At 71.8% G+C, this 25246-nt stretch carries 26 protein-coding genes; 11 read left to right on the top strand and 15 right to left on the bottom strand.

The features are described from left to right. Positions 1-10: 10 nt before the first annotated feature. Positions 11-376, top strand: a complete 366-nt coding sequence (locus PV419_RS53560; RefSeq protein WP_415925494.1) for a TIGR02452 family protein — start codon at positions 11-13, stop codon at positions 374-376. A gap of 89 nt (positions 377-465) precedes the next feature. Here PV419_RS53560 and PV419_RS41685 read toward each other — a convergent pair whose 3' ends face one another. From PV419_RS41685 to PV419_RS41720, 8 genes are all read right to left on the bottom strand, one after another. Beyond that, positions 466-2043 (bottom strand): alpha/beta hydrolase, encoded by a 1578-nt coding sequence (locus PV419_RS41685; protein ID WP_319698103.1) that lies wholly within the window; start codon positions 2041-2043, stop codon positions 466-468. Between the two features lie 137 nt (positions 2044-2180). Beyond that, entirely contained in the window at positions 2181-2987 is an 807-nt protein-coding gene (locus PV419_RS41690; RefSeq protein ID WP_319697995.1) for an urease accessory protein UreD, read from the bottom strand. Positions 2988-3133: 146 nt separating this feature from the next. Further along, entirely contained in the window at positions 3134-3850 is a 717-nt protein-coding gene (gene ureG, locus PV419_RS41695; RefSeq protein ID WP_319697997.1) for an urease accessory protein UreG, read from the bottom strand. 86 nt (positions 3851-3936) lie between these two features. After that, positions 3937-4659, bottom strand: coding sequence for an urease accessory protein UreF (locus tag PV419_RS41700; RefSeq protein WP_319697999.1), 723 nt, complete (start codon positions 4657-4659; stop codon positions 3937-3939). A 48-nt stretch (positions 4660-4707) separates the two neighbouring features. Then, the gene (locus PV419_RS41705; RefSeq protein WP_319698001.1) at positions 4708-6429 is read right to left on the bottom strand and encodes an urease subunit alpha; all 1722 of its coding nucleotides are present in this window, start codon (positions 6427-6429) and stop codon (positions 4708-4710) included. Then, positions 6422-6733 (bottom strand): urease subunit beta, encoded by a 312-nt coding sequence (locus PV419_RS41710; protein ID WP_319698003.1) that lies wholly within the window; start codon positions 6731-6733, stop codon positions 6422-6424. The genes PV419_RS41705 and PV419_RS41710 overlap by 8 nt, the downstream gene beginning before the upstream one ends. 15 nt (positions 6734-6748) lie before the next feature. Further along, positions 6749-7051: an urease subunit gamma gene (locus PV419_RS41715; RefSeq protein WP_319698005.1), complete on the bottom strand. Its 303-nt coding sequence runs from the start codon at positions 7049-7051 to the stop codon at positions 6749-6751. 76 nt (positions 7052-7127) lie between these two features. Further along, positions 7128-7520, bottom strand: a complete 393-nt coding sequence (locus PV419_RS41720) for an ATP-binding protein (RefSeq protein WP_319698007.1) — start codon at positions 7518-7520, stop codon at positions 7128-7130. Positions 7521-7700: 180 nt separating this feature from the next. Here PV419_RS41720 and PV419_RS41725 point away from each other — a divergent pair, with 180 nt between their 5' ends. Next, entirely contained in the window at positions 7701-8555 is an 855-nt protein-coding gene (locus tag PV419_RS41725) for an RNA polymerase sigma factor SigF (protein WP_319698008.1), read from the top strand. Between the two features lie 9 nt (positions 8556-8564). Here the strand turns inward: PV419_RS41725 and PV419_RS41730 are convergent, their stop codons facing one another. The 3 genes from PV419_RS41730 to PV419_RS41740 all read right to left on the bottom strand — a co-directional run bounded on the left by PV419_RS41730 (position 8565) and on the right by PV419_RS41740 (position 15450). Next, on the bottom strand, positions 8565-10889 hold the full coding sequence (locus PV419_RS41730) for a SpoIIE family protein phosphatase (RefSeq protein WP_319698009.1): 2325 nt from the start codon (positions 10887-10889) through the stop codon (positions 8565-8567). After that, positions 10886-14884, bottom strand: a complete 3999-nt coding sequence (locus tag PV419_RS41735) for a HAMP domain-containing protein (protein WP_319698011.1) — start codon at positions 14882-14884, stop codon at positions 10886-10888. Before PV419_RS41735 ends, PV419_RS41730 begins: the two co-directional genes overlap by 4 nt. A 224-nt stretch (positions 14885-15108) precedes the next feature. Continuing rightward, positions 15109-15450, bottom strand: a complete 342-nt coding sequence (locus PV419_RS41740) for an STAS domain-containing protein (RefSeq protein WP_319698012.1) — start codon at positions 15448-15450, stop codon at positions 15109-15111. 308 nt (positions 15451-15758) lie between these two features. On the opposite strand from PV419_RS41740, the gene PV419_RS41745 reads away from it, so the two are divergent. Continuing rightward, positions 15759-16943, top strand: a complete 1185-nt coding sequence (locus PV419_RS41745) for a PP2C family protein-serine/threonine phosphatase (RefSeq protein WP_319698014.1) — start codon at positions 15759-15761, stop codon at positions 16941-16943. A 168-nt stretch (positions 16944-17111) separates the two neighbouring features. Here the strand turns inward: PV419_RS41745 and PV419_RS41750 are convergent, their stop codons facing one another. Both PV419_RS41750 and PV419_RS41755 read right to left on the bottom strand, forming a co-directional pair. After that, positions 17112-17618 (bottom strand): MarR family winged helix-turn-helix transcriptional regulator, encoded by a 507-nt coding sequence (locus tag PV419_RS41750; RefSeq protein ID WP_319698016.1) that lies wholly within the window; start codon positions 17616-17618, stop codon positions 17112-17114. 119 nt (positions 17619-17737) lie between these two features. Then, positions 17738-18049 carry a type II toxin-antitoxin system Phd/YefM family antitoxin gene (locus PV419_RS41755; protein ID WP_319698017.1) on the bottom strand — a complete coding sequence of 104 codons (312 nt, stop codon included), beginning with the start codon at positions 18047-18049 and terminating at the stop codon, positions 17738-17740. Positions 18050-18129: 80 nt separating this feature from the next. Between PV419_RS41755 and PV419_RS41760 the strand changes: the two genes are divergently transcribed. From PV419_RS41760 to PV419_RS41785, 6 genes are all read left to right on the top strand, one after another. Continuing rightward, on the top strand, positions 18130-18765 hold the full coding sequence (locus PV419_RS41760; protein ID WP_319698019.1) for an ATP-dependent Clp protease proteolytic subunit: 636 nt from the start codon (positions 18130-18132) through the stop codon (positions 18763-18765). A gap of 6 nt (positions 18766-18771) precedes the next feature. Then, positions 18772-19080 carry a hypothetical protein gene (locus PV419_RS41765; RefSeq protein WP_319698021.1) on the top strand — a complete coding sequence of 103 codons (309 nt, stop codon included), beginning with the start codon at positions 18772-18774 and terminating at the stop codon, positions 19078-19080. A gap of 328 nt (positions 19081-19408) precedes the next feature. Beyond that, positions 19409-19882 carry a C40 family peptidase gene (locus tag PV419_RS41770; protein WP_319698022.1) on the top strand — a complete coding sequence of 158 codons (474 nt, stop codon included), beginning with the start codon at positions 19409-19411 and terminating at the stop codon, positions 19880-19882. Between the two features lie 77 nt (positions 19883-19959). Beyond that, a complete protein-coding gene (locus tag PV419_RS41775) occupies positions 19960-20361 on the top strand; it encodes a VOC family protein (RefSeq protein WP_319698024.1) in 402 nt (133 codons plus the stop codon). A gap of 72 nt (positions 20362-20433) precedes the next feature. Then, a complete protein-coding gene (locus tag PV419_RS41780) occupies positions 20434-21639 on the top strand; it encodes a hypothetical protein (protein ID WP_319698025.1) in 1206 nt (401 codons plus the stop codon). A gap of 39 nt (positions 21640-21678) precedes the next feature. Next, a complete protein-coding gene (locus tag PV419_RS41785) occupies positions 21679-22215 on the top strand; it encodes a DUF6328 family protein (protein ID WP_319698026.1) in 537 nt (178 codons plus the stop codon). Here the strand turns inward: PV419_RS41785 and PV419_RS41790 are convergent. After that, on the bottom strand, positions 22148-22576 hold the full coding sequence (locus PV419_RS41790; RefSeq protein ID WP_319698028.1) for an ATP-binding protein: 429 nt from the start codon (positions 22574-22576) through the stop codon (positions 22148-22150). The two genes, PV419_RS41785 and PV419_RS41790, sit on opposite strands and share 68 nt — an antisense overlap. Before the next feature lie 247 nt (positions 22577-22823). Between PV419_RS41790 and PV419_RS41795 the strand changes: the two genes are divergently transcribed. Further along, a complete protein-coding gene (locus PV419_RS41795) occupies positions 22824-23693 on the top strand; it encodes a helix-turn-helix transcriptional regulator (protein ID WP_319698030.1) in 870 nt (289 codons plus the stop codon). A gap of 9 nt (positions 23694-23702) precedes the next feature. Beyond that, positions 23703-23966, top strand: coding sequence for a DUF397 domain-containing protein (locus PV419_RS41800; RefSeq protein WP_319698032.1), 264 nt, complete (start codon positions 23703-23705; stop codon positions 23964-23966). A gap of 4 nt (positions 23967-23970) precedes the next feature. Here the strand turns inward: PV419_RS41800 and PV419_RS41805 are convergent, their stop codons facing one another. Then, complete coding sequence (locus PV419_RS41805) at positions 23971-25185, bottom strand: 8-amino-7-oxononanoate synthase (RefSeq protein ID WP_319698034.1); 1215 nt, start codon at positions 25183-25185, stop codon at positions 23971-23973. Between the last annotated feature and the right edge of the window lie 61 nt (positions 25186-25246).

Consider the following 25246-nt stretch of genomic DNA (forward strand, 5'->3'; position numbering starts at 1 on the left):
CCGGGATGCACTGTTCGGCTCCTGGTATGACGTCGGCTTCCTGACGTCATACCAGGAGCCGAACGCCGGGGTGATCGCCCAGCGGACACCCGAGCTGGTGGCCGCCGTTCCGAAGGCGCTGGCCTCGCGTGCCGAGCGGGTGCTGGAGGTGGCCGTCCTGCACGGGTACCGCCACCTCGTGCTGGGCGCCTGGGGGTGCGGGGTGTTCCGCAACGACCCGGCGGCGGTGGCCGAGGCGTTCCGCGCCCATCTGACGGCCCCCGGACGCTTCGCGGGGCGCTTCGAGCGCGTCGTCTTCGCCGTGCTCGACCGCCGCCCGGAATCGCCGACGCGGGCCGCGTTCGCCGTCGCGTTCGGCACGGCCGCCGCGGCCTGACGGCCAACGGGGCGCTGACCCGGCGCCGGGCCCCGCCCCGCCGATGCGTACACACCCGCGGAACGGGGCCCGGGCCCAACCTGCTCCGGCTACTTGGCGGTGGCCGGGACGGGCGTGGCGTGCGGGTCGCACGTCACGTCCTCGGCGTCCACCGTGCCCTTCAGCAGATAGGCGTCCACCCGGTCGTTGATGCAGGGGTTCACCAGGCCGGTGACACCGTGCGAGCCCGCGTCCTTCTCGGTGATCAGTCGCGAGCCCTTCAGCCGCTTGTGCAGCTCGACGGCACCGTCGTACGGGGTGGCGGCGTCGCGCGTGCTCTGCACGATGAGCGTCTTCGGCAGACCCTTGTCCGCGCCGACCTCCAGCGGGGTCTGCTGTGGGGCGTCCCAGGTGGCGCAGGGCAGGTTCATCCAGGCGTTCGCCCAGGTCATGAACGGGTAGTCCGTGTGCAGCCGGGTGTTGTCCCGGTCCCAGGTGCGCCAGCTGGTCGGCCACTTGGCGTCGGCGCACTCCACCGCCGTGTAGACGGCGTTGCCGTTCTCCGAGGCGATGTTGCCCGCGGTGTCGGACAGATCCGGACCCGCCGCCTCGACCAACTGCTTCTCGTCACCGGCGAGGTAGCCGCTCCACACCGCGGCGACCGGGCCCCACGAGGAGTCGTAGTACGGCGCGCTCTGGAAGAAGCCCACCAGCTCGGCCGGGCCGACGACCCCGCCGATCGGGTGCTTCTCGGCGGCCGCGCGCAGCGTCTCCCACTGCCTCTGGACCTTCTGAGGGGTGTCGCCGATGTGGTAGGTCGCGTCGTTCTTGGCGACCCATGCCGTCCAGTCCTTCCAGCGTGTCTCGAAGGCGACGTCCTGGTCCAGGTTGGCCTGGTACCAGATCTTCTCCCGCGAGGGATTGACCACGCTGTCGACGATCATGCGGCGCACATGCGTCGGGAAGAGCGTCGCGTACACGCCGCCGATGTAGGTGCCGTAGGACACGCCGAGGTAGTTGAGCTTCTTCTCGCCGAGCGCGGCCCGGATGACGTCGATGTCACGGGCCGTGTTGGGCGTCGTCATGTACGGCAGCATCCATCCGCTGCGCTCCGCGCAGCCCTGCGCGTACTCCCTGGCGAGCTTGCGCTGTACTCGTTTGTCCGCCTCGCTGTCCGGCACCGGGTCCGGCTTCGGCGCCTTGACGTACTCCTGCGGGTCCGCGCAGGAGATGGGGGCGGAGTGGCCGACCCCGCGCGGGTCGAAGCCGACGAAGTCGTACGCCTTCGAGGTCTTCGTCCACAGCGGGTTCTTGGTGGTGACCCTTCGCGGGAACTTCAACCCGGAGCCGCCGGGCCCGCCCGGGTTGTAGATCAGCGCGCCCTGGCGCTCGGTCGCGCTCCCGGTGTTGCCGATCCGGTCCACGGCGAGCTTGACGGTGCGGCCGTACGGCTTGGCGTAGTCGAGCGGGACCGTCACATAGCCGCACTGGATGGGCTTCTCCAGACTCCAGTCGGCCGGGCAGTCCTGCCAGTCGATGCCCGCCGCGGCGGCCCTGGCCGCGGCGATCTGGACGCCGCGCGCTTCCGCCGGTCCCCCCGGCGTACGGCTCTTCGCGCTGGCCATGGGCGTGGTCAGTGCGCCCGCTATCAGCGCCCCGGTGAGCACGCCGCCGGCCGCGCCGAGCATTGCTGTACGTCTCACGTAGGTAATCCCCCTGCTGGTTCGCGCCGCACACGGCGGCGATGATCACAGAGTGTCAGAAGGATCCTCGCGCCTCACTGACAGGTCAGTACAGGGCAAAGCACGAAATCAGTGTTTCTTTATCAACACGTGAACATCCTGCCAACGGCGGCCCCTTGGACGGCCTCGCACCACCCGGGCCCATCGCGACCGGCCACGTCGTCGAACAGCCGCCGCAGCCGAAGCGCGTCCGGCGCCACCGCGGTGGCCAGGGCGGCGGGGCCCGCGAGCGGGGTGAGGACCGCCGTCTCGCCGAGCGGCCGGACGGGTACGGGCCGGTCCTCGAAGGCCGGGTCGACGAGGAGGAGTTGACCGGTCGCCCGGTGCCCGCCGAACACCGCACCGCCGTCCCAGCCGGGCGCCCCCGGCCCGTAGCCGAGCTCCTGGTCCAGCAGCGGCCGCCCGGCGCGGTACACCGTCAGACGGGTCGTCAGCCGGCCCGGCGGCTCTCCGGCCCGGCCGAGGACCTGCTCCTCGCGGAGCAACAGACGGGCGGTGGGGGCGAGCTCGACACGGCAGGTCATCCGCAGGTCGCTGCCGCGCGCGGAGATCAGCGGCTCGGGGAGCCAGCACAGCGTCGCGCCGTCGCCGACGGTGAGCCGTACGTCGTAGTGGGCGGGCTCGGCCGACCGGCCGGGCAGCGCGATGGTGGCCGCCGCCGACCCGACCCACAGCCGCGCGCCCGGCCCCACCGCCACGTCGAGGCCGATCCGATCGCCGCCGAGCGGAGCGCTCATCGCCCCGACCACGGTCACCCGCGCCTCCGCCCCCACCGACCGGGTCCGCCGCAACGCAAGCGGACCGTCCCCGGCGAGCACAGGCAACGCCGTCCCGCCACGCCCGTCCCTCTCCGCGACGATCCGGGCAGCGGCCCGTACGCCCGCCGCCACAACCGGCGCCCCAGCAGCAGCGTGCCCTGCACCCGCCTTGCCGGTCGGGGCGGAGGCGCGCCGGGATTGCGGGCCCGGCGTGGGGCCCGCGGCCGTGGCTGCCGCGGATCGCGGACCGCGTCCGTCTGGCGGAGGCGAGGGCGCCGTCACGCGTGGGCCGCCGTCCAGTCGGCCAGCCGGGCACGGACCCAGTCCGCGACCGGCTTGACGCCGTCCTCGGCGACCAGGGACGTGAAGGCGACGGGCAGATCGCCGCGCTGGGCGCGCGCGTCGTGGGCCATGCGCTCCAGGTCGGAGCCGACGTACGGCGCGAGGTCGGTCTTGTTGACGACCAGGAGGTCGGCGGTGGTCACGCCGGGACCTCCCTTGCGCGGGATGTCGTCGCCGCCCGCGACGTCGATGACGAAGATCTGGGCGTCGACCAGGCCCTTGGAGAAGGTCGCGGTGAGGTTGTCGCCGCCGGACTCGACGAAGACGATGTCGAGGCCGCCGAGCGGGCCGGCCGCGTCTTCGAGGTCCTCGACCGCTTCGAGGTTGGCGGAGATGTCGTCGCGGATCGCGGTGTGCGGGCAGGCGCCGGTCTCCACGGCCGTGATGCGCGTCGCGGGCAGGACGGCGTTGCGCAGCAGGAACTCGGCGTCCTCGCGGGTGTAGATGTCGTTGGTGACCACGGCGATCGACAGCTCGTCGCGCAGCGCGCGGCACAGCGCGGCGACGGTCGCGGTCTTCCCGGACCCCACCGGGCCGCCGAGGCCGATGCGCAGGGCACGGCGGGTGCCGTCGGGGCGGTGGGGGTCGGCGGCGCTGTAGGTGTGGCGCTGCGGGTAGGTGCCGGCGTGTTCGAGATGGTCGTCGAGATGCATGACGGCTCCGGATGACTCGGGGGCGTGGCTTGGGTGGGGTGGCGCCGACGGGGCGCCGGCGGGGCGCTGCTGCGGCTGCTGCGGCCCTAGGAGGCGAAGAGACGGACGGGCCAGGCCGCATGCGCTTCGGCGGTGATGTCGAGCAGCGGCGCGGAGGCGGCGGGCAGCGCGTCCGGGCCCTCGTCGAGGGCCCGCCGGGCCGCCGCGGTTGCCCGCGCCGCGACCTGGTCGAGCTCGGGGACGAGGCGGGCGAGCACGGCGGTGGCGTCGAAGGGGTTCAGGCTCAGCAGCCGTACGGCGGCGGTCGCGGGCCCGCTGACCGACTCGTACGCGGCGATGTGCGCGGCGTCCGGCGGGCTCGCCCCGGCGGTGCGCACGACAAGGCCGAGGACGACCGGCTGGTGGGCGCCGCGCGGGCGGGCGGCGGCGAGGGCGTCGAGCTCCGGGCCGGGCCAGGTGGCCCGTGCGGCACGCATCATCTGGCGGCCGAGCCGCCGCGCGGTGGCGCGCAGGGCGGGGGCCGGGGTGCGGGCGTCGGCGGCCTCGTCGAGCACGAGCGGGTCGAGCCCGGCGGCGGCCGCGGCGGCGAGCCCGGCCGCGGTGAGTCCGGCGGTGTGCAGCCGGCCCCGGCAGAACTCCTCCAGCGTCCCCGCGTCCCGGATCCGGCCCGCCTTGACGGCGGCCTCGGCTCCCCCGGAGTGCGCATGGCCTCCGGCGGGGAACCGGCCGTCGGCGAGGACGAGCAGGGCCGCCCGGGCGGCGGGCCCGCCCGCGGAGGTGGTCGCATCCCCGAACACAGACACAGACATGTACGCAGACGCAGACGCAGATACAGGCTCAGACACAGACATGTACGCTCAGAAGAGGAAGTAGCGCTGGGCCATGGGCAGTTCCGCCGCCGGGGCCGGTTCGACCGGCTCCCCGTCGATGGTCACCGTGAACGTATCGGGGTCGACCTCGACGCGCGGGCGGGCGTCGTTCTCCCGCATGTCGGCCTTGGTGACGCCGCGCGTGCTGCGGATCGGGGCGAACCTCTTGCCGAGCCCGAGCCGCTCCACGAGGCCGTCGTCGAGCGCGGTCCGCGTGACGAAGTTGAGCGAGTTCGCGGCCGGGGCGCGGCCGATCGCGCCGAACATGGGGCGCGGGAGGACCGGCTGCGGCGTGGGGATGGACGCGTTGGCGTCGCCCATCTGCGCGTACGCGATCTGCCCGCCCTTGATGACCAGCTGCGGCTTGACGCCGAAGAACACCGGGTCCCACAGCACCAGATCGGCGAGCTTCCCGGGCTCCACGGAGCCGATCTCGTGGTCCAGGCCCTGGGCGAGAGCCGGATTGATGGTGTATTTGGCGACATAGCGACGCGCCCGGTGGTTGTCGGCGCGGCCGTCGCCGGGCAGGGCGCCGCGGCGGCGCTTCATGACGTGCGCGGTCTGCCAGGTGCGCAGCACGACCTCGCCGACCCGCCCCATGGCCTGGGAGTCGGAGGAGATGATCGAGATGGCCCCGAGGTCGTGCAGGATGTCCTCGGCCGCGATGGTGCTCGGCCGGATGCGGGACTCGGCGAAGGCGAGGTCCTCGGGGACGGCGGGGTTGAGGTGGTGGCAGACCATCAGCATGTCGAGGTGTTCCTCGACGGTGTTGACGGTGTGCGGGCGGGTCGGGTTGGTGGAGCTGGGCAGCACGTTCGGCTGGGAGACCACGGTGATGATGTCCGGCGCGTGCCCGCCGCCCGCGCCCTCGGTGTGGTACGCGTGGATGGAGCGCCCGGCGATGGCGGCGAGGGTGTCGCCGACGAAGCCCGCCTCGTTGAGCGTGTCGGTGTGGATGGCGAGCTGGGCGCCGCTCTCCTCGCACACTCCCAGGCAGGCGTCGATGGCGGCGGGGGTGGCCCCCCAGTCCTCATGGATCTTGAACCCGAGGGCGCCGCCCCGCAGCTGGGAGTACATCGCCTCGCGCGAGACGGTGTTGCCCTTGCCGAGCAGCCCGATGTTGACGGGGTAGCCCTCCAGCGCCTCGAACATCCGGGCCAGATGCCAGGGGCCGGGGGTGGTGGTGGTCGCCTTGGTGCCCTCGGCGGGCCCGGTGCCGCCGCCGACCAGGGTGGTGATGCCCGCGGCCAGCGCCTCGTCGGCGATGGTCGGGGAGATGAAGTGGACGTGGGCGTCGATGGCCCCGGCGGTGAGGATCTTGCCGTTGCCCGCGATGACCTCGGTCTCCGGCCCGATGACGAGGTCGGGGTGGACGCCGTCCATGGTGTCCGGGTTCCCCGCCTTGCCGATGCCGGTGATCCTGCCGTCGCGCAGGCCGACGTCGGCCTTGACGACGCCCCAGTGGTCCAGGATCACGGCCCCGGTGATCACGGTGTCGGGGGTCCCTTCGGCGCGGGTGGCGCGGGACTGGCCCATGGACTCGCGGATCACCTTGCCGCCACCGAAGACCGCTTCGTCCCCGGCACGGCCGGGGCCGCCGGCGCGGTCCTCCTCGATCTCGATGAGGAGGTCGGTGTCGGCGAGCCGTATACGATCGCCGGCGGTCGGCCCGAAGAGATCCGCGTACGCGGCGCGGCTGAGCTCAGACATCGAGAGATCCTCCCGTCTCGCCGCGCAGCCCGGGTACCACGCGCTCGCCCGCGAGCGGGACCAGCTCGACCTCGACGGGGATGCCGGGCTCGAAGCGCACGGCGGTGCCCGCGGCGATGTGCAGGCGCTTGCCGTGGGCGGCGGCGCGGTCGAAGTCGAGGCCGGGGTTCGCCTCGGCGAAGTGGTAGTGGGAGCCGACCTGGACGGGCCGGTCGGCGGCGTTGAGCACGGTGAGGCGGGTGACGGGGCGGCCTTCGTTGAGGCGCACCGGCTCGTCCGCGTGCAGGATCTCTCCGGGGATCACGGCAGACGCCCTCCCTCAGGCTATGGGCTGGTGGACGGTGACGAGCTTGGTGCCGTCCGGGAAGGTGGCCTCCACCTGGACGTCGTGGATCATCTCGGGGACACCCTCCATGACCTCTTCGCGGGTGAGCACGGTGCGGCCCGAGGACATGAGCTCGGCGACCGTACGGCCGTCGCGGGCGCCCTCCAGGATGTGCGCGGTGATCAGCGCCACGGCCTCGGGGTGGTTGAGGAGCACTCCGCGGGCCCGCCGCTTCTCGGCCACGTCGGCGGCCACATGGATGAGCAGTCGTTCCTGCTCGTGCGGGGTCAATTGCACGCTTCCCACCTCACACTCGTCCCGGCCTCCGCAGGCTAGTTCCGTGGCGTTTCCACCGCGTTAACTGGGGCGGCGGTCAGCGCAGCGGGACGAGGGCCCGTACGCGCTTGCCCCCGCCGGGCAGCGCGCCCACCGTCACCTCGCAGGCCAGCCGGCACACCATGGGCCAGCCGTGGCCGCCGGGTACGGACGGGTCGTCGGGGGGACGTGCCGCGGGGAGGACGTCGCTGGCGTCCTCCACCGTGATCTCGAGCCGGTTCTCCCGCACCACGCACCCGAAGGCGGTGACCCCGCCGGCGTGGCGCAGGGCGTTGGTGGTCAGCTCGGACGTGATGAGCAGCGCGTCGGTCAGGGGCAGGTCGCTCACCGGGGGCCGGTGCCGGCTGAGCAGCTTCCGCACGGCGTCGCGGGCCACCGCAGCGGTGTCCGGGCTGGTGCGTACCGACATGTTCTCGTCGACGGTGGTCACATGGCCTCCCTCCGGCGCGGTCTCATTCGCCCTTGGGTTCCGGCTTCCCCGCGACGCGCCGCTCACTCACCCGCCGGTCCGGACAACCGGGTGGGAAGTCGTAGGCATAACACGTGAATCCTGGGACAGAAGCGCTCCACAACCATTCGGCGGCCGACCCGGCCAGAGCAGGGAGGGGTTATGACGGTGCTCGCGGCGAACGTGTCCACGGCGAACAAGACCAACCTGACGGGGCTGCCGCACGATGTCGAACCGCGAAGCGTCGCGCCGAGGGACGCCCGGGCCTTGTCCAAGTCCCTCTTCGACCAGTTGACCACCCTCGAGGAGGGCACGCACGATTACAGTTACGTGCGCAACACCCTCATCGAGATGAACATGTCGCTGGTCCGATTCGCCGCGCGGCGCTTCCGCGGCCACGGCGACGAGATGGAGGACATCGTCCAGGTCGGCATGATCGGTCTCATCAAGGCGATCGATCGCTTCGACCTGTCCCGCGAGGTGGAGTTCACGACGTTCGCCGTGCCCTACATCGTGGGCGAGATCAAGCGGTTCTTCCGGGATTCGACATGGGCGGTCCATGTGCCGCGGCGGCTGCAGGAGGCCCGCGCCGAACTCATGAAGGCGACGGACGAGCTCAGTTCGCGCCTGGGGCGCACTCCCACGGTGGGCGAGCTGGCGGCGCTGATGGACCTGACGGAGGCCGAGGTCATCGATGCGCGGATCGCGTCGAACGGCAAGAGCACCGCCTCCCTGGACGCCGCCTTGGGCGGCGAGGACCAGGACGGGGAGGCCGTGCTGGCCGACTTCATCGGCGCCGACGACCCCGCCATGGAACTCGTCGAGCACTACCATGACCTGGCACCGCTGATCGCCGAACTCGACGACCGGGACCGGCGGTTGCTCCATATGCGGTTCGTCGACGAGCTCACCCAGGCGCAGATCGGCGAGCGGCTCGGCATCTCCCAGATGCACGTCTCGCGCCTGCTGGCCCGGACCATCGGCCGGCTGCGCGCCGGGCTGCTGCCGGCCCGCTGAGGCACCGGGTCAGCTCACGTCGATCCCGATCAGACAGGTGTCGTCGTCGGTGTCGGACCGCGCGTGCGTCAGCAGCAGGTCCAGGTGTTCCCCGAGTTCCGGCGTGGCCGCGCAGGCGATGGCCAGCAGTTGCTCGAGCGACTTCTCCACGGACGTGTCCCGCCGCTCGATCAGCCCGTCGGTGTACATCAGCAACCGGTCCCCGGAGGCCAGGTTGACGCCGTGTTCCTCGTAGCGCGCCTCCGCGACGGCGCCGAGCAGGATTCCGCCGGGCAGCGGAAGGGCGGTGGCGGCCCCGTCGTGGATCAGTACGGGCGGTGGGTGACCGGCCCGCGCCCACCGCAGCGTCTGGGTCTCCGGGTCGTAGATGCCGCACACCACGGTGGCCGTCACCTGCTCGGTGAGGTGGTGGGCCACGCTGTTCAGCCAGCCCAGCAGCCGGGCCGGGCCGCACCCGGTCGCGGCCAGCCCGCGCAGCGCGTTGCGCAGGACCACCATCCCGGTGGCCGCCTCGATGCCGTGGCCGGCCACGTCGCCGACCGCCAGCAGCACCTTCTTGCCGGGCAGGACCACGGCGTCGTACCAGTCGCCGCCCACCAGGTGTCCCTCCTCGGCCGGGCGGTAACGCACCGCCACGTGCAGCCCGGTGATGTCGACCGGGGCTGGGGACGACGGCATGATGGCCCGCTGCAACTGGAGGGCCAGGCGGTTGCGTTCCTCGGCCTGCTGCTCGGTGTCGGCGAGCTTGTCACGCGTGGCCGCCAGCGCCACTTCGGTCCAGTGCTGGGCGGAGACGTCCTGATAGGCCCCGCGCACCCTGAGCAGCCGGCCGGCCTGATCGGCCACCGGCTCGGCGACGACGCGGATGTGGCGCACCGCCCCGTCGGCGCGCCGGAGCCGGAAGGCCGTGGACGCGGAGTGGCGGTGATGCAGCAGCGTGCGCAGGAACCGGCCGATGGCCACGGAGTCGTCGGGGTGAGCGTGTTCGGCCAGCCGCTCCACCGGAACCGGTACCGCCGTGGGCGGAAGCCCGAAGAGCGAGAACAGCTGGCTGTTCCAGACGGCCCTTCCGCTGATCGCGTCCTGCTCGAAGCCACCGATCCGGCCGAGGCGCTGGACGTGCTCCACGAGCGCGGCGAGCCGGGCGGCCTCGTCCTCCAGCCGCCAGCTGAGCAGCACCGCGTCCCCGTACCGGCCGATGCCCACCGTGGCGATCCCGGTGAAGGACCTGTCGTCGGCCAGGACGCTCAGGGCCGTCCGCTCCGCACAGAGCGGCTCCCCGGTCGCGTGGACCCGCAGCACGTGTTCGTACAGTCCGCCTTCGCGCGCCGCGAGGGGGTACGCCTCCAGCAGCCGCATACCCGTGATCATGGAGCGCGGCCGGCCGACCGGATCGGCGAAGCGCTCGTTGGCGTACATGATGGAGAAGTCGACCACGTGGTCGTGTTCGTCGAGCAGCGGTCTGAGGATCAGCACCGGATCGAGCAGGCCGTCGGCGAGATCCATCAAGGTGTTCGCCGGGACCGCCGGGTGCTCGACGGCCTCGGCCGTGGCGACCTGGGTGTCGGGCAGGGTGTGGGCGCACAGGTCGGCCAGCGCGTTCAGCTGGCGGCTGACCGAAGCGGGCAGCGGGGGCCGCGGGTGGGGCCAGCACACCTCCAGCACGCCGAGGATGCGGCCGGCGAGCTCGGCCGGGAGTACGGCACGGGCACCGTCGCTGCCGTGGTGCTTCCCTATTCCCGGCACCTCGGCGGGCATCGCCCCGAACCACTGCGAGTGGCGTTCGGCCACGGCGCGCTGGGCGGGGACGCCGACGCCGGGCGGCACATAGCGCCACCGTGCCGCCTCGCCCCGGGGGAAGCCCGCATGTCCGACGAGGGCCAGGGCGCCGCCGGAGACCACGGTCCACAGGGCCACCGCGCTCGCCCCGAGGGGGGCGAGCACCTGCTCGATCAGCGTGTCCACCACGGTCTGGGGGTCCTCGGTGAGCGCGCCGGCCTCGGCCGACCGCAGCCGCAGGACGGCCAAAGGGGTGCGGCGCCCGTCGTCGGGGGCCGTCGAGGTGCTGGGCAGGGCCTCGGTGAACTGGTCCCCGGCCGCCCCGTTGACGATGTCCGCGGCCAGCTCGAGCAGCGGGAGCCCGGCGGTCTCCGCCAGCTCCTCCAGGTGATGGGCGGCCTCCGTCGGGCCGCCGTGTCCGCGCTCGACCAGGATGCCGGTGGCGATGCCGATCAGTGCCCGCGCGTCGGCCGTCTTCTGGGCCGCGGCGAGGTCGTGACGCAGTTGCGCCACCGTGCCCGCCAGCGCGTTCAGGCGCTGTTCACACTCGCTCACCGGTACAGCCAGCGGCGGATGCAGGTCACGAGCGCGTCGGCGTCCAGCGGCTTGGTGATGTAGTCGTTGGCCCCCGCGGCCAGCGCCTTCTCCCGGTCGCCCGCCATGGCCTTCGCGGTCACCGCGATGATCGGCAGGTCGGCGTACTCGGGCATGGCCCGGACCGCCGCGGTCGCGGTGTGGCCGTCCATCTCGGGCATCATCACATCCATCAGCAGCAGCTCGACCTCCGAGTGGCGGGACAGCGTCTCCAGGCCCTCACGTCCGTTCTCGGCGTGCAGGACGCGCATGCCGTGCAGTTCGAGGATGCCGGTGAGCGCGTACACGTTGCGGGTGTCGTCGTCGATGACGAGGGCCACCCGCCCGGCGAGGTCGCCGGGCCGGTCCGCCTCCGCGGGCCGGGCACGCGGGAGGTCGGCCGGCGCGGCGGCCCCTACCGGGGGCGGGGTGTCGCCCGTCATGTGGAGCGCGATGCGCCGGCGCAGCTCGTCCAGGCTCGGCTGCAGCTCCCACGGCCTGCCCTGGCACCAGTCCGCCAGCTGCCGCTCCCAGTGGGGGTCCAACGGCTCTGTGTGGTGGGCGAGCACCGGAACCCGCGCCGCGGCCGGGGTCCGGCCCAGTTCCTCAAGGAACCGCAGGGCCGCCCCGTCGGGCATGCCGAGATCCAGGACCACGCAGTGGCACGGCTCGGCGGCGAGTGCCGCGGCGGCCTCCTGCGCTCCGACGGCCGTCCGCAGCCGCACCGGGACCGGCGCGCCACCAGCCCCGTCGCGGTCCGCCGACCCGTCGACGACGCTCTCGGCCAGCAGCGACAGCAGACCGCGCGGCCGCTCCTCGACCACCAGCAGGCCGCGCCGCCCGGGGTGGGCGCCGGCCGGCGGCTCCTGGGCGGACTTCGGCGCGTCCGCGGCCCGCGGGGCGGCACCGGGCAAGGCGTCCCGCCCGATCGGCAGGGAGAAGGTGAAGGTGCTGCCCTCGCCGAGGGTGCTCGCGGCGTGTATGGCCCCGCCGAGCAGCTGGGCGATCTCCCGGCTGATGGACAGGCCCAGACCCGTGCCGCCGTAGCTGCGGCTCGTGGTGCCGTCCGACTGCTGGAACGCCCCGAAGATCGCTTCGAGCTGGTGCTCGGCGATCCCTATCCCGGTGTCCACGACCCGGAAGGCGAGGGCGGGTCCGTGCTCGCGGACCCGCCGGGGCAGATCGGACTCGGCGGCGGGCGCGATGCGCAGCTCCACCGCTCCGGTTTCGGTGAACTTGACCGCGTTCGAGAGCAGGTTGCGCAGGACCTGGCGCATGCGGATGTCGTCCGTCACCAGTTCGTCGGGGACGGCCGGAGAGACGCTGATGTGGAACTCGAGGCCTTTCTGGGCCGTCAGGGGCCGGAAGGTGGCTTCGACGTAGTCGAGCAGACGCCGCAGCGGCACCCGCTCGGGCTGGATGTCCATCTTGCCCGCCTCGACCTTGGACAGGTCCAGGATGTCGTCGATCAGCTGGAGCAGGTCGGATCCCGCCGAGTGGATGACTCCCGCGTACTCCACCTGCTTGGGCGTGAGGTTCCGGGTCGGGTTCTGCGCCAGGAGCTGGGCGAGGATCAGCAGGCTGTTGAGGGGGGTGCGCAGCTCATGGCTCATGTTGGCCAGGAACTCGGACTTGTACTTGGAGGCCAGCGCCAGCTGCCGGGCGCGCTCCTCCAGCTCCTGGCGGGCCTGTTCGATCTCCCGGGTCTTGGTCTCGATGTCGCGGTTGCGCGCCGCCAGGAGCGCCGCCTTCTCCTCCAGTTCGGCGTTGGACCTCTGCAGCTCGTCCTGCCGTGCCTGCAACTCCTCGGAGCGCGCCTGGAGTTCGGCGGCCAGACGCTGGGACTCCTCCAGCAGCTCGTCGGTCCTGGCGTTGGCGACGATGGTGTTGATGTTGACGCCGATCGTTTCCGCGAGCTGTTCGAGGAAGTCCCGGTGGATGTCGGTGAACCGGGTCACCGAGGCCACCTCGATGACGCCGAGGACCTGTCCCTCGACCGCGATGGGCAGCACGATCAGACTGGACGCCTCGGCCGCGCCGAGGCCGGAGGAGACGGTGACATAGCCGGGCGGGAGTTCGTCGACGGCGATGGTGCGGCGGCTGCGGGCCGCCTGTCCGACGAGCGACTCGCCGAGCCGGAACCGCACTGGCCGGTCCTCGTCCCCGGCGGGAAGCCCGTAGGAGCCGACCAGGTGCAGTTCGACGCCCCGCGATGTGTCCCGGGCGAGGTAGAAGCCGCCGTACTGGGCGCCGACCAGTGGCGCCAGCGCGTCCATGACCGACTCGGCGACCATCGTCAGCTCGCGCCCGCCCTGCATCAGCCCGGAGATGAGGGCCAGGTTGGTCTTGAGCCAGTCCTGCTCCTGGTTGGTGCGGGTGGTCGCGCGCAGGGACCCCACCATGGCGTTGATGTTGTCCTTGAGCTCGGCGACCTCGCCCGAGGCGTCGACCGTGATGGAGCGCGTGAGATCGCCCTCGGCCACGGCGCTGGTGACCTCGGCGATGGCCCGGACCTGGCGGGTCAGGTTTCCGGCGAGCTCGTTGACGTTCTCGGTCAGCCGCTTCCAGGTGCCGTGGACGCCCTCGACCTCGGCCTGCCCGCCGAGCCGTCCCTCGCTGCCCACTTCGCGGGCCACCCGGGTCACCTCGGCGGCGAACGAGGAGAGCGTGTCGACCATCGTGTTGATGGTGGTCTTCAGCTCCAGGATCTCGCCGCGGGCGTCGACATCGATCCTGCGGGTGAGGTCGCCCCGGGCCACCGCCGTGGTGACCTGGGCGATGTTGCGGACCTGATTGGTCAGGTTGTTCGCCATGGAGTTGACGTTCTCGGTGAGGTCCTTCCAGATGCCCGCCACGTGGGGCACCTGGGCCTGCCCGCCGAGCATTCCCTCGGTGCCGACCTCGCGGGCCACCCGGGTCACCTCGTCCGCGAACGCCGACAACTGGTCGACCATCGTGTTGATCACTCCGGCGAGCGCCGCCACTTCGCCCTTGGCCTCGACGGTGATCTTCTGCGACAGATCGCCCCGGGCCACCGCGGTGGCCACCTGGGAGATGGACCGCACCTGGCTGGTGAGGTTGGACGCCATGACGTTGACGTTGTCCGTCAGGTCCTTCCAGGTGCCGGAGACGCCCCTGACGGTGGCCTGCCCGCCGAGGTTTCCCTCGGTGCCGACCTCGCGGGCCACCCGGGTCACCTCGTCCGCGAACGCCGACAACTGGTCGACCATCGTGTTGATGGTGGTCTTCAGCGTCAGCACCTCGCCGCGGGCGTCCACGTCGATCTTGCTCGTGAGATCGCCCTGGGCCACGGCGGTGGCCACGCGCGCGATCGACCGCACCTGGGCGGTGAGGTTGCCGGCCATGAAGTTGACCGAGTCCGTCAGGTCGCGCCAGGTGCCGCCGACACCGGGTACCCGCGCCTGCCCGCCGAGCCGGCCCTCGGTGCCGACCTCGCGGGCCACCCGGGTCACCTCGTCCGCGAACGCCGACAACTCGTCGACCATCGTGTTGATGGTGTCCTTCAGCTCGTGGATCTCGCCCCGGGCCTCGACGGTGATCTTCTGAGTCAGATCGCCCTTGGCCACCGCCGTGGCGACTTGGGCGATGTCCCGCACCTGAGTGGTCAGGTTTCCCGCCATGGCGTTGACGGAGTCCGTCAGGTCCTTCCAGGTTCCGTCCACGCCCGGCACCTCGGCCTGACCGCCGAGGCGGCCCTCGACGCCCACCTCACGGGCCACCCGGGTCACCTCGGACGTGAACAGCGCCAGCTGGTCCACCATGCCGTTGAAGACGACGGCGATCTCTCCCAGGAGGTCGTCGCGGTCGGCCGGGAGGCGGGTGCCGAAGTCGCCGTCCCTGACTGCCGTGAGCCCGGCCAGCAACTGCCTCAGCTCCGGTTCCGCGACCGGGCCGGCACTCGGGCCCGTCGCGGCACGCGCCGCCGGACGCCTTCCGGCGCCTGAACTCGCCGCCATGGTTCTCCGCCCCTCATGTAGCGGTCCGCTCACCGGCCGTGCGGAACCGGTGAGCCGTCGACACGGAAGTGATCAGGCGCTCCGAGCGTCATACTGCCACAGTTGCCGCCAAGCAACTATTTGTAAGCGCCGTCGCCACCACAAAGACGGACATGCCGGAAAGCCCTGCTGACGACTCTGGCCGAGCGCAGAGAGAGTGTGATATCGGGCTTCGAAAGCCGCCGTCACGGCACGGGCCGCGCAAGCGCCTCGTCGACCGTCCCGGCCAGGGCCAGCACCCGCTCCGTCTCGGTGAGCCGGAGCACATGCCGCAAACTGGACGAGATGTCCGCGAGCACCAGTTGGGCTCCCGCCTGTCCGGCCCGGCCGTGGAGCCGCAGCAGCACATTGAGCCCGCTGGAGTCGCAGAAGGTCACATCGCGACAGTCGAGCACCAGCCGGTCGGGCCGCCGCGCCAACGCCTCGCCCGCCACCCGCTCCAGCACCGGAGCTCCTTCGAGGTCGAGCTCACCGCGCAGCGCGAGTACCCGCTCGACAACGGTGTCGACCTGGAAACCCCTGGCCATACACACCCACTCCAGCCTCGATGACCGTCCTTGACCCCGCTCGGGTCGACCCCGCGGCGGGCACATCCACCCCATCCAATCAATTGAGCAACGGCATGGGCGAGAGGGCGGGGCCGTCACACACTCCCGCTATAGCAATATTTGTCGTAAGACAATTGTTGTCCTCGTGATGCATACAATGCGGCGTGACGATCACGGGAGGTCGCTGCGGCTCAGCCGTGGCGGCCACGCCCCGGTCGTCGCATGTCGGCGCGGGCGCGCCGGCCCGTGGCCGCCGCGGTCCCGGCGCATTCGAGAAGCAGGACGATGTGGACAATATTGCTACGGTCGAGCGGGCCCTGCGCACAGCCGCACCCCATGCCCTGCTCGATGTCGTCACGACTGCCCTGACGGAGCGGTACGGCGCCGCACGGGTCGAACTGCGCCTGGCGGACTACGGCATGCGGTCGCTCCAGGTCGTGGGGCCCGGGCCCGTCGCCGCGGAGCCGGTCCCCATCCACGGCAGCCCCCAGGGCCGCGCCTTCGGGGCGCAGGAGCCCTGCGTCATCGAGGACACCGCCCAGGGCGCGGTGGACGTCCATCTGCCGATGACGATCCGCGGCGGCCGCATGGGCGTTCTGTCGGTGAGGCTGCCGGCCGACCGCCACACCCAGGCGCCCCTCCAGGACCTGCAGTCGATCTGCGACGCGCTCGGCCACGAGATCCTGGTCGCGGAGCGCGACACGGACCTCTACCTCCTGGCCCGGCGCGCCACCCGGCTGACCCTCGCCGCCGAGATGCAGTGGCAGCTGCTGCCCGGCCACTCCTGCACCCGTGCGGAGTTCTCCCTCGGGGCCCATCTCGAGCCGGCGTACGCCATCTTCGGCGACAACTTCGACTGGTCCGCCTCGGCCGATCACCTGACCCTGACCGTCACCAACGGCATGGGCGAGGGCATCGAGGCGGCACTGCTGACCAATCTCGCCGTCAACGCCCTGCGCAACGCCCGACGCGCCGGCCTCGACCTCGCCGACCAGGCAAGCCTCGCCGACCAGGCGGTCTACGCCCACTACCGGGGCGAGGCCTATGTGTCGGTGCTGCTGCTGCGGTTCCGCTTCGCGACCGGGGAAGTGGAGGTCGTGGACGCCGGGTCGCCCCGCTTGTGGCGCCAGCGGGAGCGCACCGTCGAGCCTGTCGGGTTCGACGCCCAACTGCCGCTCGGCATGTTCGAGGACACCGTCTACGTCGCCGAGCACTTCACGGCGCGCTCCGGCGACCGCCTGCTGTTCGGCAGCGACGGGATGTACGACACGCTGTCCCCGGCGGGTGAGCGCTATGCGGAGCGGGCTCTGATCCGCGCCCTGGGCAACACCAGACTGCTGCCGCCGACTCAGGTGCCGCAGGCGGTGCTGCGCGAACTGGCGGGCTTCCGCGGTGACACGCCGCTCGACGACGACGCTCTGGTGGTCTGTCTCGACTGGTACGGACGCGAAGGCGACGGACGAACAGACTGACGATCATTGCCATTTGACAACTGTGCCTGAGTGACAACATTCTAGGGGGGCTCGCCTCGCGGCGGGGGCTGTTGCGGCGCGCATCGCACGGCGGCCTGTGACTCGTGAGAGGTGGACCGTGGCGGATCGGGCGAGGGGGCGCTCGCACCAGCGCACAGGACGGGGGCCTCAGGCCAGCCGCACCGCGCTGTCCGCCGTGTCCCGCCGCTGGACGGTGGAAGTCTCCTCCACCGCGTCCCGGAATCCCTTCAGTCCGTCCAGCAGCGCCTTGCGGGCGGTGGGGGCCATGGTCGCGATGGCGGCCAGCAGGGCCTCCTCCCGTCGGGCCCGCAACTCGAGCAGATACGCCTTGCCGTGACTGGTCAGGCGGATTTCCAGCTCCCTCCTGCTGACCGGGCTGGGGGCGCGCTCCACGAACCCGAGCGCCTGCAACCGGTCGCACAGTCTGCTCACCGACGAAGGAGCCGATCCCAAAAGCTCGCCGAGGGTGCGGAGGTTGATGCCCTCCTCGCGGTCCAGGCTGTACAACACCCGTAGCTGCGACGCCGATACCGGAGAGGACGAGACCGCGTCCCGTCCCCGCTCCCACAGAACCTCCAGCAGTTCGATCACCTCGCAGGCCATGTGAGCGGCCTCGCGGGACCGGCGGTGCGAGGGTGCCGGATTCACGCCCATAACAGTGCACTCCGAATCAGCGTTGTCGGCCCTTGGCGCCGACCGTGCGCCTTGCTCCCGCTGCAACCATATCTCCGGCCCGGCGCCCGCCCCGGCGGGTGGCGAGGCCCCGCCCCCGGTCACCCCTCGCGGCCCGGACGCCGCCCGCCGGCGTCCGGGCCGCGATGTTCCGCCGCGATGCCGAACCGCCGCCGTTCGCCGGGAGCGGACGCCGCCGGGCGGACGGTCGAGACGGTGCTGATCACCTGCTCCTCCACACCCGCCTCGTCCGCCTCGATCTCCTCCAGTCGCCGCAGGTCATCGGCCGAGACGAGGGCCACGAGCGGCTTTCCGTGCCGCGTCACGACCACCCGCTCACCGCCGTAGACAACGCGGTTGATCAGCTCCGCGAGCTCTGCACGGGCTTGCGTCACCGGAATCTCGTAGGCCATGCTCCCCATCATAACGAGATGTACGTCCTGTACATTTTTTACAGGCTCCTGGCCACTGACTGACACCGAGAGGTGACGCGATGGAACACCCGACCGCGCGCTACGTCCTGCCCGAGTTCACCGAGCGCACGAGCTCCGGGGTCCGCACCATGGACCCGTACTCCAAGCTCCTGTCCGAGCGCATCGTCTTCCTCGGCACCCAGGTCGACGACACCTCGGCCAACGACGTGATCGCACAGCTCATCCACCTCGAGCACGCCGGGCCCGACCAGGACATCTCGCTGTACATCAACTCCCCCGGCGGCTCGTTCTCCGCCATGACGGCGATCTACGACACGATGCACTTCGTCACGTGCGACGTGGAGACGATCTGCCTGGGCCAGGCCGCCTCCGCGGCCGCCGTACTGCTCGCCGCCGGGGCTCCGGGCAAGCGCTTCGCGCTGCCGGGTGCGCGGGTTCTCATCCACCAGCCGTCGTTCAGCGAGCCCATCCAGGGCACGACCTCCGACCTGGAGATCCAGGCCAGGGAGATGCTGCGCACCCGCGACCTCCTGGAGGAGCTGCTGGTGCGGCACACCGGGCAGCCCGCCGAGCGCGTCCGCTCCGACATCGAGCGCGACAAGATCTTCGACGCCGAGGACGCGGTGGCGTACGGACTCGTGGACCGGCTCACCCAGAGCCGCAAGCGCCCACAGGCGCTGCGCGGCGCAAGGTGAGTGGCCGTGCTGCCACCTGAACTGCCCCCGCTGCCCGCGCTCACCCGCGCGGAGGGCGCGCTGGTGGACGGCTATCTGGAGGTGGCCGACCTGCTCGGCCGGATCAACCCGGCCCGCGGCAGCGACACCTACGCGGGGCTGCGGGCCGCACAGGCCCTGGTGGGGAAGGCCGCCGCCCTCCGGGACGCGCTGGCGCTGATGCACGAGCGGGGTGAGAGCCGGCTGTACGCCACGACGCTGGAGCGGGCCCTGCGCGTACTGGACGGAGAGCGCCGCACCGACCGCGTCACGCTTCCCCCGGCATCCGCCCCCTGACGCCGCGCGGCCCGCCACGCCCCGGTTCACCCGGACGGCGCAACCCGGCCCTGACGCTCCCGCCGCCCCCGCTTGCGCGGGTCGCGGGCGGCGCCCTTCGCCTCCCCGGCGGTCGGGGCGCTCCCCCAGGCAACGGGCTCCGGGGGAGAGCCCGCCGGGGAGTGGGGCGTTCACCTGGACGGGGGAATCGTGAATGAGTTCACAAAGCCCCGCCCGGCTCGGAATCCATGCCGGGCTGGGGCACCATCCCAGGGACGACAGGACCCGCCGCGCCGGGCACCTGGCCGGCCCGCGCCGGGCGGGCCCCGGCAGACGAAGGGGGTGCGCGATGAATGCGCACATACGAGTCCCTGCAGCCGTATCCCGGGCCGGCGCCGTCTCGGCCCTGACCGTCGCCGCGGTCGGCGGCCCCGTGACGGGGCCGGTGATTCCGCAGCAGGCCGAGGCGGCCTCCGCCGCCGCGAAGGCGCTGCAGGTCGCCGCCTCGAAAAAGGGAGCCCCGTACCGGTACGGGGCGGCGGGCCCGAACCGCTTCGACTGCTCGGGCCTGACCCAGTACGCGTACAAGCGGGCCGGGAAGCGGCTGCCGCGTACCGCGGCCTCGCAGTACAACCGCACCCGGCACATCAAGGCCGCCTCCCGTCACGGCGGCGACCTGGTGTTCTTCCATTCCGGTAGCAGCGTCTACCACGTAGGCCTGTACGCGGGACGCGACCGGATCTGGCACGCGCCCAAGCCGGGGACCGTGGTGCGGCTGGAGCGCATCTGGACCAAAAAAGTCTGGTACGGGCATGTGCGCTGAGGCAGAGGCCTGACTGTCAGTGGGCGCCGGTAGGTTGGCGAGGTCGGAGAAGTCCGTCCATCGCCGCGAGGGATCACATGTCGTATCTGAACCCGGTCCGGAACATCACCTTCGACGCCCATGATCCTTACGCCCTGGCGCAGTTCTGGTCCACCCTGACCGGGTATGCGCTGGAGGGCTCCACGCCGGACGACGACGACGTACTGATCTCTTCGAACCAGACCGGCGTCCCGGGGCTGCTGTTCCTGCGGGTGCCGGAGGGAAAGACCGTCAAGAACCGCATCCACCACCTCGACATCCAGCCGCCCTCGGGGACGCGGGACGCCGAGGTGGAGCGGCTGCTCTCGCTGGGCGCGAAGGTCGTCGACGACCGGCGCACGGACGACGGGCTCGGCTGGGTGGTGATGGCGGACCCCGAGGGAAATGAGTTCTGCGTGGAGCGCAGCGCCGTCGAGCGGGGCTTGGTGGAACCAATGTGACGTGCGACGTCTTCGACGCCCGTGCCGACGCGCGTAGCGTGGCCCGGTGTCGGCAGCAGGAGGGGGCTTGTGGTGACCGAGCAGTTCCAGGCGGACCGGACCTACGACCATGTGTACCTGGTCTTCATCGACACGGCCGGGTATTCGACGATCGTCCTGTCGAACCCGAGAGACCGCGCCGCCCACGCCTTCGACCTGCTGCGTGAGCGGATGCGCAGCCGGCTCGCGCAGCTGGCGGCTGAGCGTCGCTGCGCCCGCAGCGGGGTGTGGAGCTGGCGGGGCGACGGCGGCTTCCTCGCCGTCCACGACGACAGCGAGAGCGTGGCCCGCGATGTCGCGCTGGAGGCGGCCAGGACCTTCCTCACCCTGGACCTGATCCATCTACGGGACGAGTTCGCGCGGGCGGGCGTGGGCGGCGAGCTGCATCTGCGGATGGCCGTGCACAAGGGGACGATCCAGCACACCGGCGAGGGGCGGACCGGCACCATCCACTCCCCCGACATCAATCTGGCCGCCCATCTGGAGAAGGCGACCCCCCGGGACTGCCTGGCGATCTCCGAGGACGTGTACCGCACCGCCGGCCCGTACGCGCAGCAGTTCGCGCCCGTGGGGAGCCACGAGGGCAAGCGCGTCTATCTGATGGCCGGGGACGGCGGCCCGGAGCGGGCGGTCAAGGCCTGGCTGGCGAGCCGCGGGCTGGACGGGGGCACCGCTGTCCACGCGTATCCCGAGCGGCCGAGCTCCGAGGAGAAGGCGCGGCTGCTGGACGCGGCGTCCGAGGAGGTCCTCGACATGGGCACGGCGCTGCGCACCTCCTCCAGCCGGCTGGTCACCACCGAGCGCCCGGCCCGCTATCGCGACGCGGTCCGCAGCCTGCTGCGCCGGGGCGGCGTCTACAGCTGCTTTCTGCTGGACCCGTCCTCGGATGCCGCGGCCACGCTGGCGCGGCAGTACCAGGAGGACATGACGAGGAAGATCAAGGATTCGCTGGAGCGGTTCGGCCGGTTCAAGGAGCGCTACGGCGCCGAGGCCGAGGGGCTGCGGGTGTACCAGACGGACGAGTTCCCGGGGTTCTCGGCGCTGGCGGTCGACATGCGGCGGCCCGACGGGCTGATCCTCTACTCCTCGTATCTCATGGGCACCAGCCCGTACGGTGTGATCGAGCACGGCGATATGCCGCACTATCTGATCGGCCCGGCGGCCGGGCCGGTGTTCGGGCGCATACGGGAGCTGGCCGAGTCCCGCGCCGCCACGGGCAACGCCAAGCGCGTCCTGTGAGCCCGCGTACTTCGAACCTCTGCGGTAACCCGAAAGGTCATGAACGACGAGGGTGGACACACGACTCGCCACGAGACCCCGCTGGAGCGTGACGACCGCAATTTCGCCGAGCTGCTGCAGGAGCTGCGGGTCACCCAGACCGGGGTGCAGATCCTGTTCGCCTTCCTGCTGACACTGGCGTTCACCCAGCGGTTCGGGACCCTGGACAGCGTGCAGCGCGGCACCTACATCGCCACCCTGCTGCTGGCGGTGGTCGCGGCGGCACTGTTCACCGCTCCGGCCGCCATCCACCGCGCGCTGTTCCGGCAGGGCGCCAAGCGCCGGATCGTCGACGTCTCCTCCCGGCTGGCGACCGTCGGGCTCGGCTTCCTGGCGCTGGCCTTCTCGGGGTCGGTGCTGCTGGTGGTGGACGTCGTGCTGGGGCGGGGCCCGGGGATCGCCGCCGCGTCGGGCACCTTGGCCGTGTGCTGCGGGCTGTGGGGCCTGCTGCCCCGGCTGATCGGCGGGCTCAGGCTACGGGGACGGTCCAGGGCAGCGCGATCCAGACGGTCTTCCCCCCCTCGGGCGTCGGGATGACGGACACCTCGCCTCCCGACTCCGCGGCCAGCGACCGGATGATCAGCAGGCCCCGGCCGTTGTCCTGATGGATGGCGGGGGGCAGCCGTTTGGGCCATCTGGGGTGGCTGTCGGTGACGCCGATGCTGAGCCGCTCCTCGCGCTCCAGCCGCAGATCCACGGTGAAGGTGGGCGACTGGCCCATCGTGTGCTGGACGGCGTTGGTGGCGAGTTCGGAGACGACGAGCCGTACGATGCCGACGGTCTCCGCGTCCGTCGGCAGACCCCATTCGGCCAGCACGCTCGTCACATATCTTCGCGCCGCGGTCACCGAGACCGGCGCGCTCGGCAGAGTGACGGATGCTTCCTGGTGGTCAGCCATGGCGACCCTGTCCCTTCCCGCCGGAGCGCGGCTGCGGACGCGTGCGAGTGGTATGCCAAGCCAGTGAAGTCGTGGGCAGCCCCGGCGGCTCTAGGGTCAGAGTGCCATCGATGGACCGCACAGCGGGCGCGATCCACCGAGTTATGCATATATCTGTCGCTCGAAACGGTGAACTCTGCTACGGAAGACCGGATTTGCGCGGCACACTGGCGAACGGGAATTCCAGAGAATGCCGAAAGGGGATGTCATGCGGTATGGCCCTGCGGTGCGCCGCCGCAAGCTCGGTGCGGAACTCCGCCGCCTGCGCGATCTCGCCGGACTCACCAGCGGCGAGGCCGCGCGCCGGGTGGGCTGGCACCAGTCGAAGGTGAGTCGGCTGGAAACCGGGAGCAGCGGCGCGAGACCGTCCGATGTGGCGCGGCTGCTGGATGTCTACGAGGTCGCGGACCCGGAGCTGCGCGCCCTGCTGGAGGCGCTGTGCGGCGGGGGCGCCTCGGATCCGGAGGGGTCGCGGCGCGGCTGGTGGTACGCGTACCGCGATCTGCTGCCGCCCGCCTACCGGGACTTCATCAGCCTGGAGTCGGAGGCCTCGGCCGCGTCCACGCTGGAGACCACGGTGGTGCCGGGCCTGCTGCAGACCCCGGACTACGCGCGGGCGGTGACCCGGGCGGCGCTGCCGGATCTGCTCCTGCCACAGGTGGACACGCTGGTCGAGGTGCGGATCGCACGCCAGTCGGTGCTGCGCGGAGCGCGGCCGCTGCGGCTGCACGCGGTGCTCGACGAGGCGGCGCTGCGGCGCGAGGTGGGCGGCCCCGGGGTGATGGCGGCTCAGCTGCGGCATCTGGCCGAGGTCGCGGCACTGCCGCAGGTGCGGCTGCAGGTGCTGCCGTTCTCGGCCGGAATGCCCATTGGTATCACCGGTCCTTTCATTATTTTTTCTTTTTCGCACATTACTGATCTCGATGTTGTTGTTCTCGACCACTTGACGAGTAGCCTCTACCTGGAACGGAAAGAAGACCTCCGGGCGTACAGCGCCGCGTTCGACACACTGCGGACCAACGCCCTGACCGTCAAGGAATCGTTGACCTTCATCACCAAAATCGGGGGCGGCGCCTGAGGGGGCACCATGTCCACAACGTCCTGGTCCCTACCCTGCGATTCGGCACTGCGCGATGCGCATTGGCGGCGCAGCAGCTACAGCACCGGAATGAACAACTGCGTGGAGACGGCCTCACTCACGCCCGGCCTGCTGGCCGTGCGTGACTCCAAGAACACGGCCGGCCCCGCACTGCTGTTCGCCCCGGAGGTCTGGATCACGTTCGTCGACGCGCTCCGGGGCAGCGCGCTCGGCACCGGCAAAGCCGCCCGCCAACGGCAAGAGCTGAGCTGAGCTGTCAGGCGGTCGGCGCGGTCCGTACGATCGCGTCGGCCGCCTCCTCGATCTGCTGATCGGTCAGATCCGCCCGGACCGTCAGCCGCAGCCGGGAGATCCCGTCCGTGACGGACGGCGGGCGGAAGCAGCCGACGGCCAGCCCGGCCGCGCGGCAGTCCGCGGCCCACCGCACCGCCCGCTCGGGCGAGGGGGCCCGCACCGACACCACCGACGCGTCGGGCCGCACCGCGCTCAGCCCGGCGGCGGTGAGCCGTTCGTACAGCCCGGTGGCCATCGCGCGGGCGCGAGCGGCGCGCTCCGGCTCGCGGCGCAGCAGGCGCAGGCTCGCCAGGGCGGCGCCCACGGCGGCCGGGTTCAGGCCGGTGTCGAAGATGAACGTGCGTGCGGAGTTGACCAGGTGTTCGATCACCCGGGCCGGTCCCAGGACGGCCCCGCCCTGGCTCCCCAGCGCCTTCGAAAGCGTGACGGTCACGACCACGTCGGGCGCGCCCGCGAGCCCGGCGCCCTGCGGCGCGCCGCGCCCGCCGTCGCCGAGCACCCCGAAGCCGTGCGCGTCGTCGACGACCAGGGCCGCGCCGTACGCGCGGCAGGCGGCGGCGAGGCCGGGCAGCGGTGCGGCGTCGCCGTCGACGGAGAAGACGGAGTCGGTGACCACGAGCGCGCGCCGGCGCGGCCGCCTCGCGCCCCGGGCCGTCTCCTCCGCCTCCGCTGCCGTCTCCGCTGCCGGGGAGGCGGCGGCGAGGGCCTTGCGCACCGCATCGGGGTCGGCGTGCGGGACGACGGCGACCTCGGCCCTGGACAGCCGGCAACCGTCGATGAGCGAGGCGTGGTTGACCGCGTCGGACAGGACCAGGGCGTCGCGGCCGCTCAGCGCGGTGACGGCGGCGAGGTTCGCCGCGTAGCCGGAGGAGAACAGCAGGGCCGCCTCGAAGCCGCAGAAGGCGGCGAGCTCCGCCTCCAGCGCGGCGTGCAGCTCCGTATGCCCGGTGACCAGCCGGGACCCGGTCGAGCCCGCCCCCCAGCGGGCCGCGGCCGCACCGGCCGCGGCCGTCACCTCCGGGTGCCTGGCCAGACCCAGGTAGTCGTTGCCCGCGAGGTCGAGCAGCGGGGAGTCGGCGGGGCGGGGGTTGAGCGTACGGACGAGGCCGTCACGGCTCCGCCGTTCGCTCTCTTCGTCGATCCACTCGAACGGGTCGTCGTGGCGGTCCTGGGGCATACGCCGTCCCTGCCTTCCGTCGGGCACCAACTGTCGGGTCCCGATAGAACGTAGCGGCGTC

Origin of the sequence: Streptomyces sp. ME19-01-6 (assembly GCF_033793745.1) — a bacterium.
In the GTDB taxonomy this organism is placed as follows: domain Bacteria; phylum Actinomycetota; class Actinomycetes; order Streptomycetales; family Streptomycetaceae; genus Streptomyces.

Coding starts and splice junctions, on each gene's coding strand:
- PV419_RS41685 (WP_319698103.1), bottom strand. CDS start 2,043: ATGCTCGGCGCGGCCGGCGGCGTGCTCACCGGGGCGCTGATAGCGGGC.
- ureG (WP_319697997.1), bottom strand. CDS start 3,850: ATGCATCTCGACGACCATCTCGAACACGCCGGCACCTACCCGCAGCGC.
- PV419_RS41700 (WP_319697999.1), bottom strand. CDS start 4,659: ATGTCTGTGTCTGTGTTCGGGGATGCGACCACCTCCGCGGGCGGGCCC.
- PV419_RS41705 (WP_319698001.1), bottom strand. CDS start 6,429: ATGTCTGAGCTCAGCCGCGCCGCGTACGCGGATCTCTTCGGGCCGACC.
- PV419_RS41725 (WP_319698008.1), top strand. CDS start 7,701: ATGACGGTGCTCGCGGCGAACGTGTCCACGGCGAACAAGACCAACCTG.
- PV419_RS41735 (WP_319698011.1), bottom strand. CDS start 14,884: ATGGCGGCGAGTTCAGGCGCCGGAAGGCGTCCGGCGGCGCGTGCCGCG.
- PV419_RS41740 (WP_319698012.1), bottom strand. CDS start 15,450: ATGGCCAGGGGTTTCCAGGTCGACACCGTTGTCGAGCGGGTACTCGCG.
- PV419_RS41750 (WP_319698016.1), bottom strand. CDS start 17,618: ATGGGCGTGAATCCGGCACCCTCGCACCGCCGGTCCCGCGAGGCCGCT.
- PV419_RS41755 (WP_319698017.1), bottom strand. CDS start 18,049: ATGGCCTACGAGATTCCGGTGACGCAAGCCCGTGCAGAGCTCGCGGAG.
- PV419_RS41760 (WP_319698019.1), top strand. CDS start 18,130: ATGGAACACCCGACCGCGCGCTACGTCCTGCCCGAGTTCACCGAGCGC.
- PV419_RS41770 (WP_319698022.1), top strand. CDS start 19,409: ATGAATGCGCACATACGAGTCCCTGCAGCCGTATCCCGGGCCGGCGCC.
- PV419_RS41775 (WP_319698024.1), top strand. CDS start 19,960: ATGTCGTATCTGAACCCGGTCCGGAACATCACCTTCGACGCCCATGAT.
- PV419_RS41785 (WP_319698026.1), top strand. CDS start 21,679: ATGAACGACGAGGGTGGACACACGACTCGCCACGAGACCCCGCTGGAG.
- PV419_RS41790 (WP_319698028.1), bottom strand. CDS start 22,576: ATGGCTGACCACCAGGAAGCATCCGTCACTCTGCCGAGCGCGCCGGTC.
- PV419_RS41795 (WP_319698030.1), top strand. CDS start 22,824: ATGCGGTATGGCCCTGCGGTGCGCCGCCGCAAGCTCGGTGCGGAACTC.
- PV419_RS41800 (WP_319698032.1), top strand. CDS start 23,703: ATGTCCACAACGTCCTGGTCCCTACCCTGCGATTCGGCACTGCGCGAT.
- PV419_RS41805 (WP_319698034.1), bottom strand. CDS start 25,185: ATGCCCCAGGACCGCCACGACGACCCGTTCGAGTGGATCGACGAAGAG.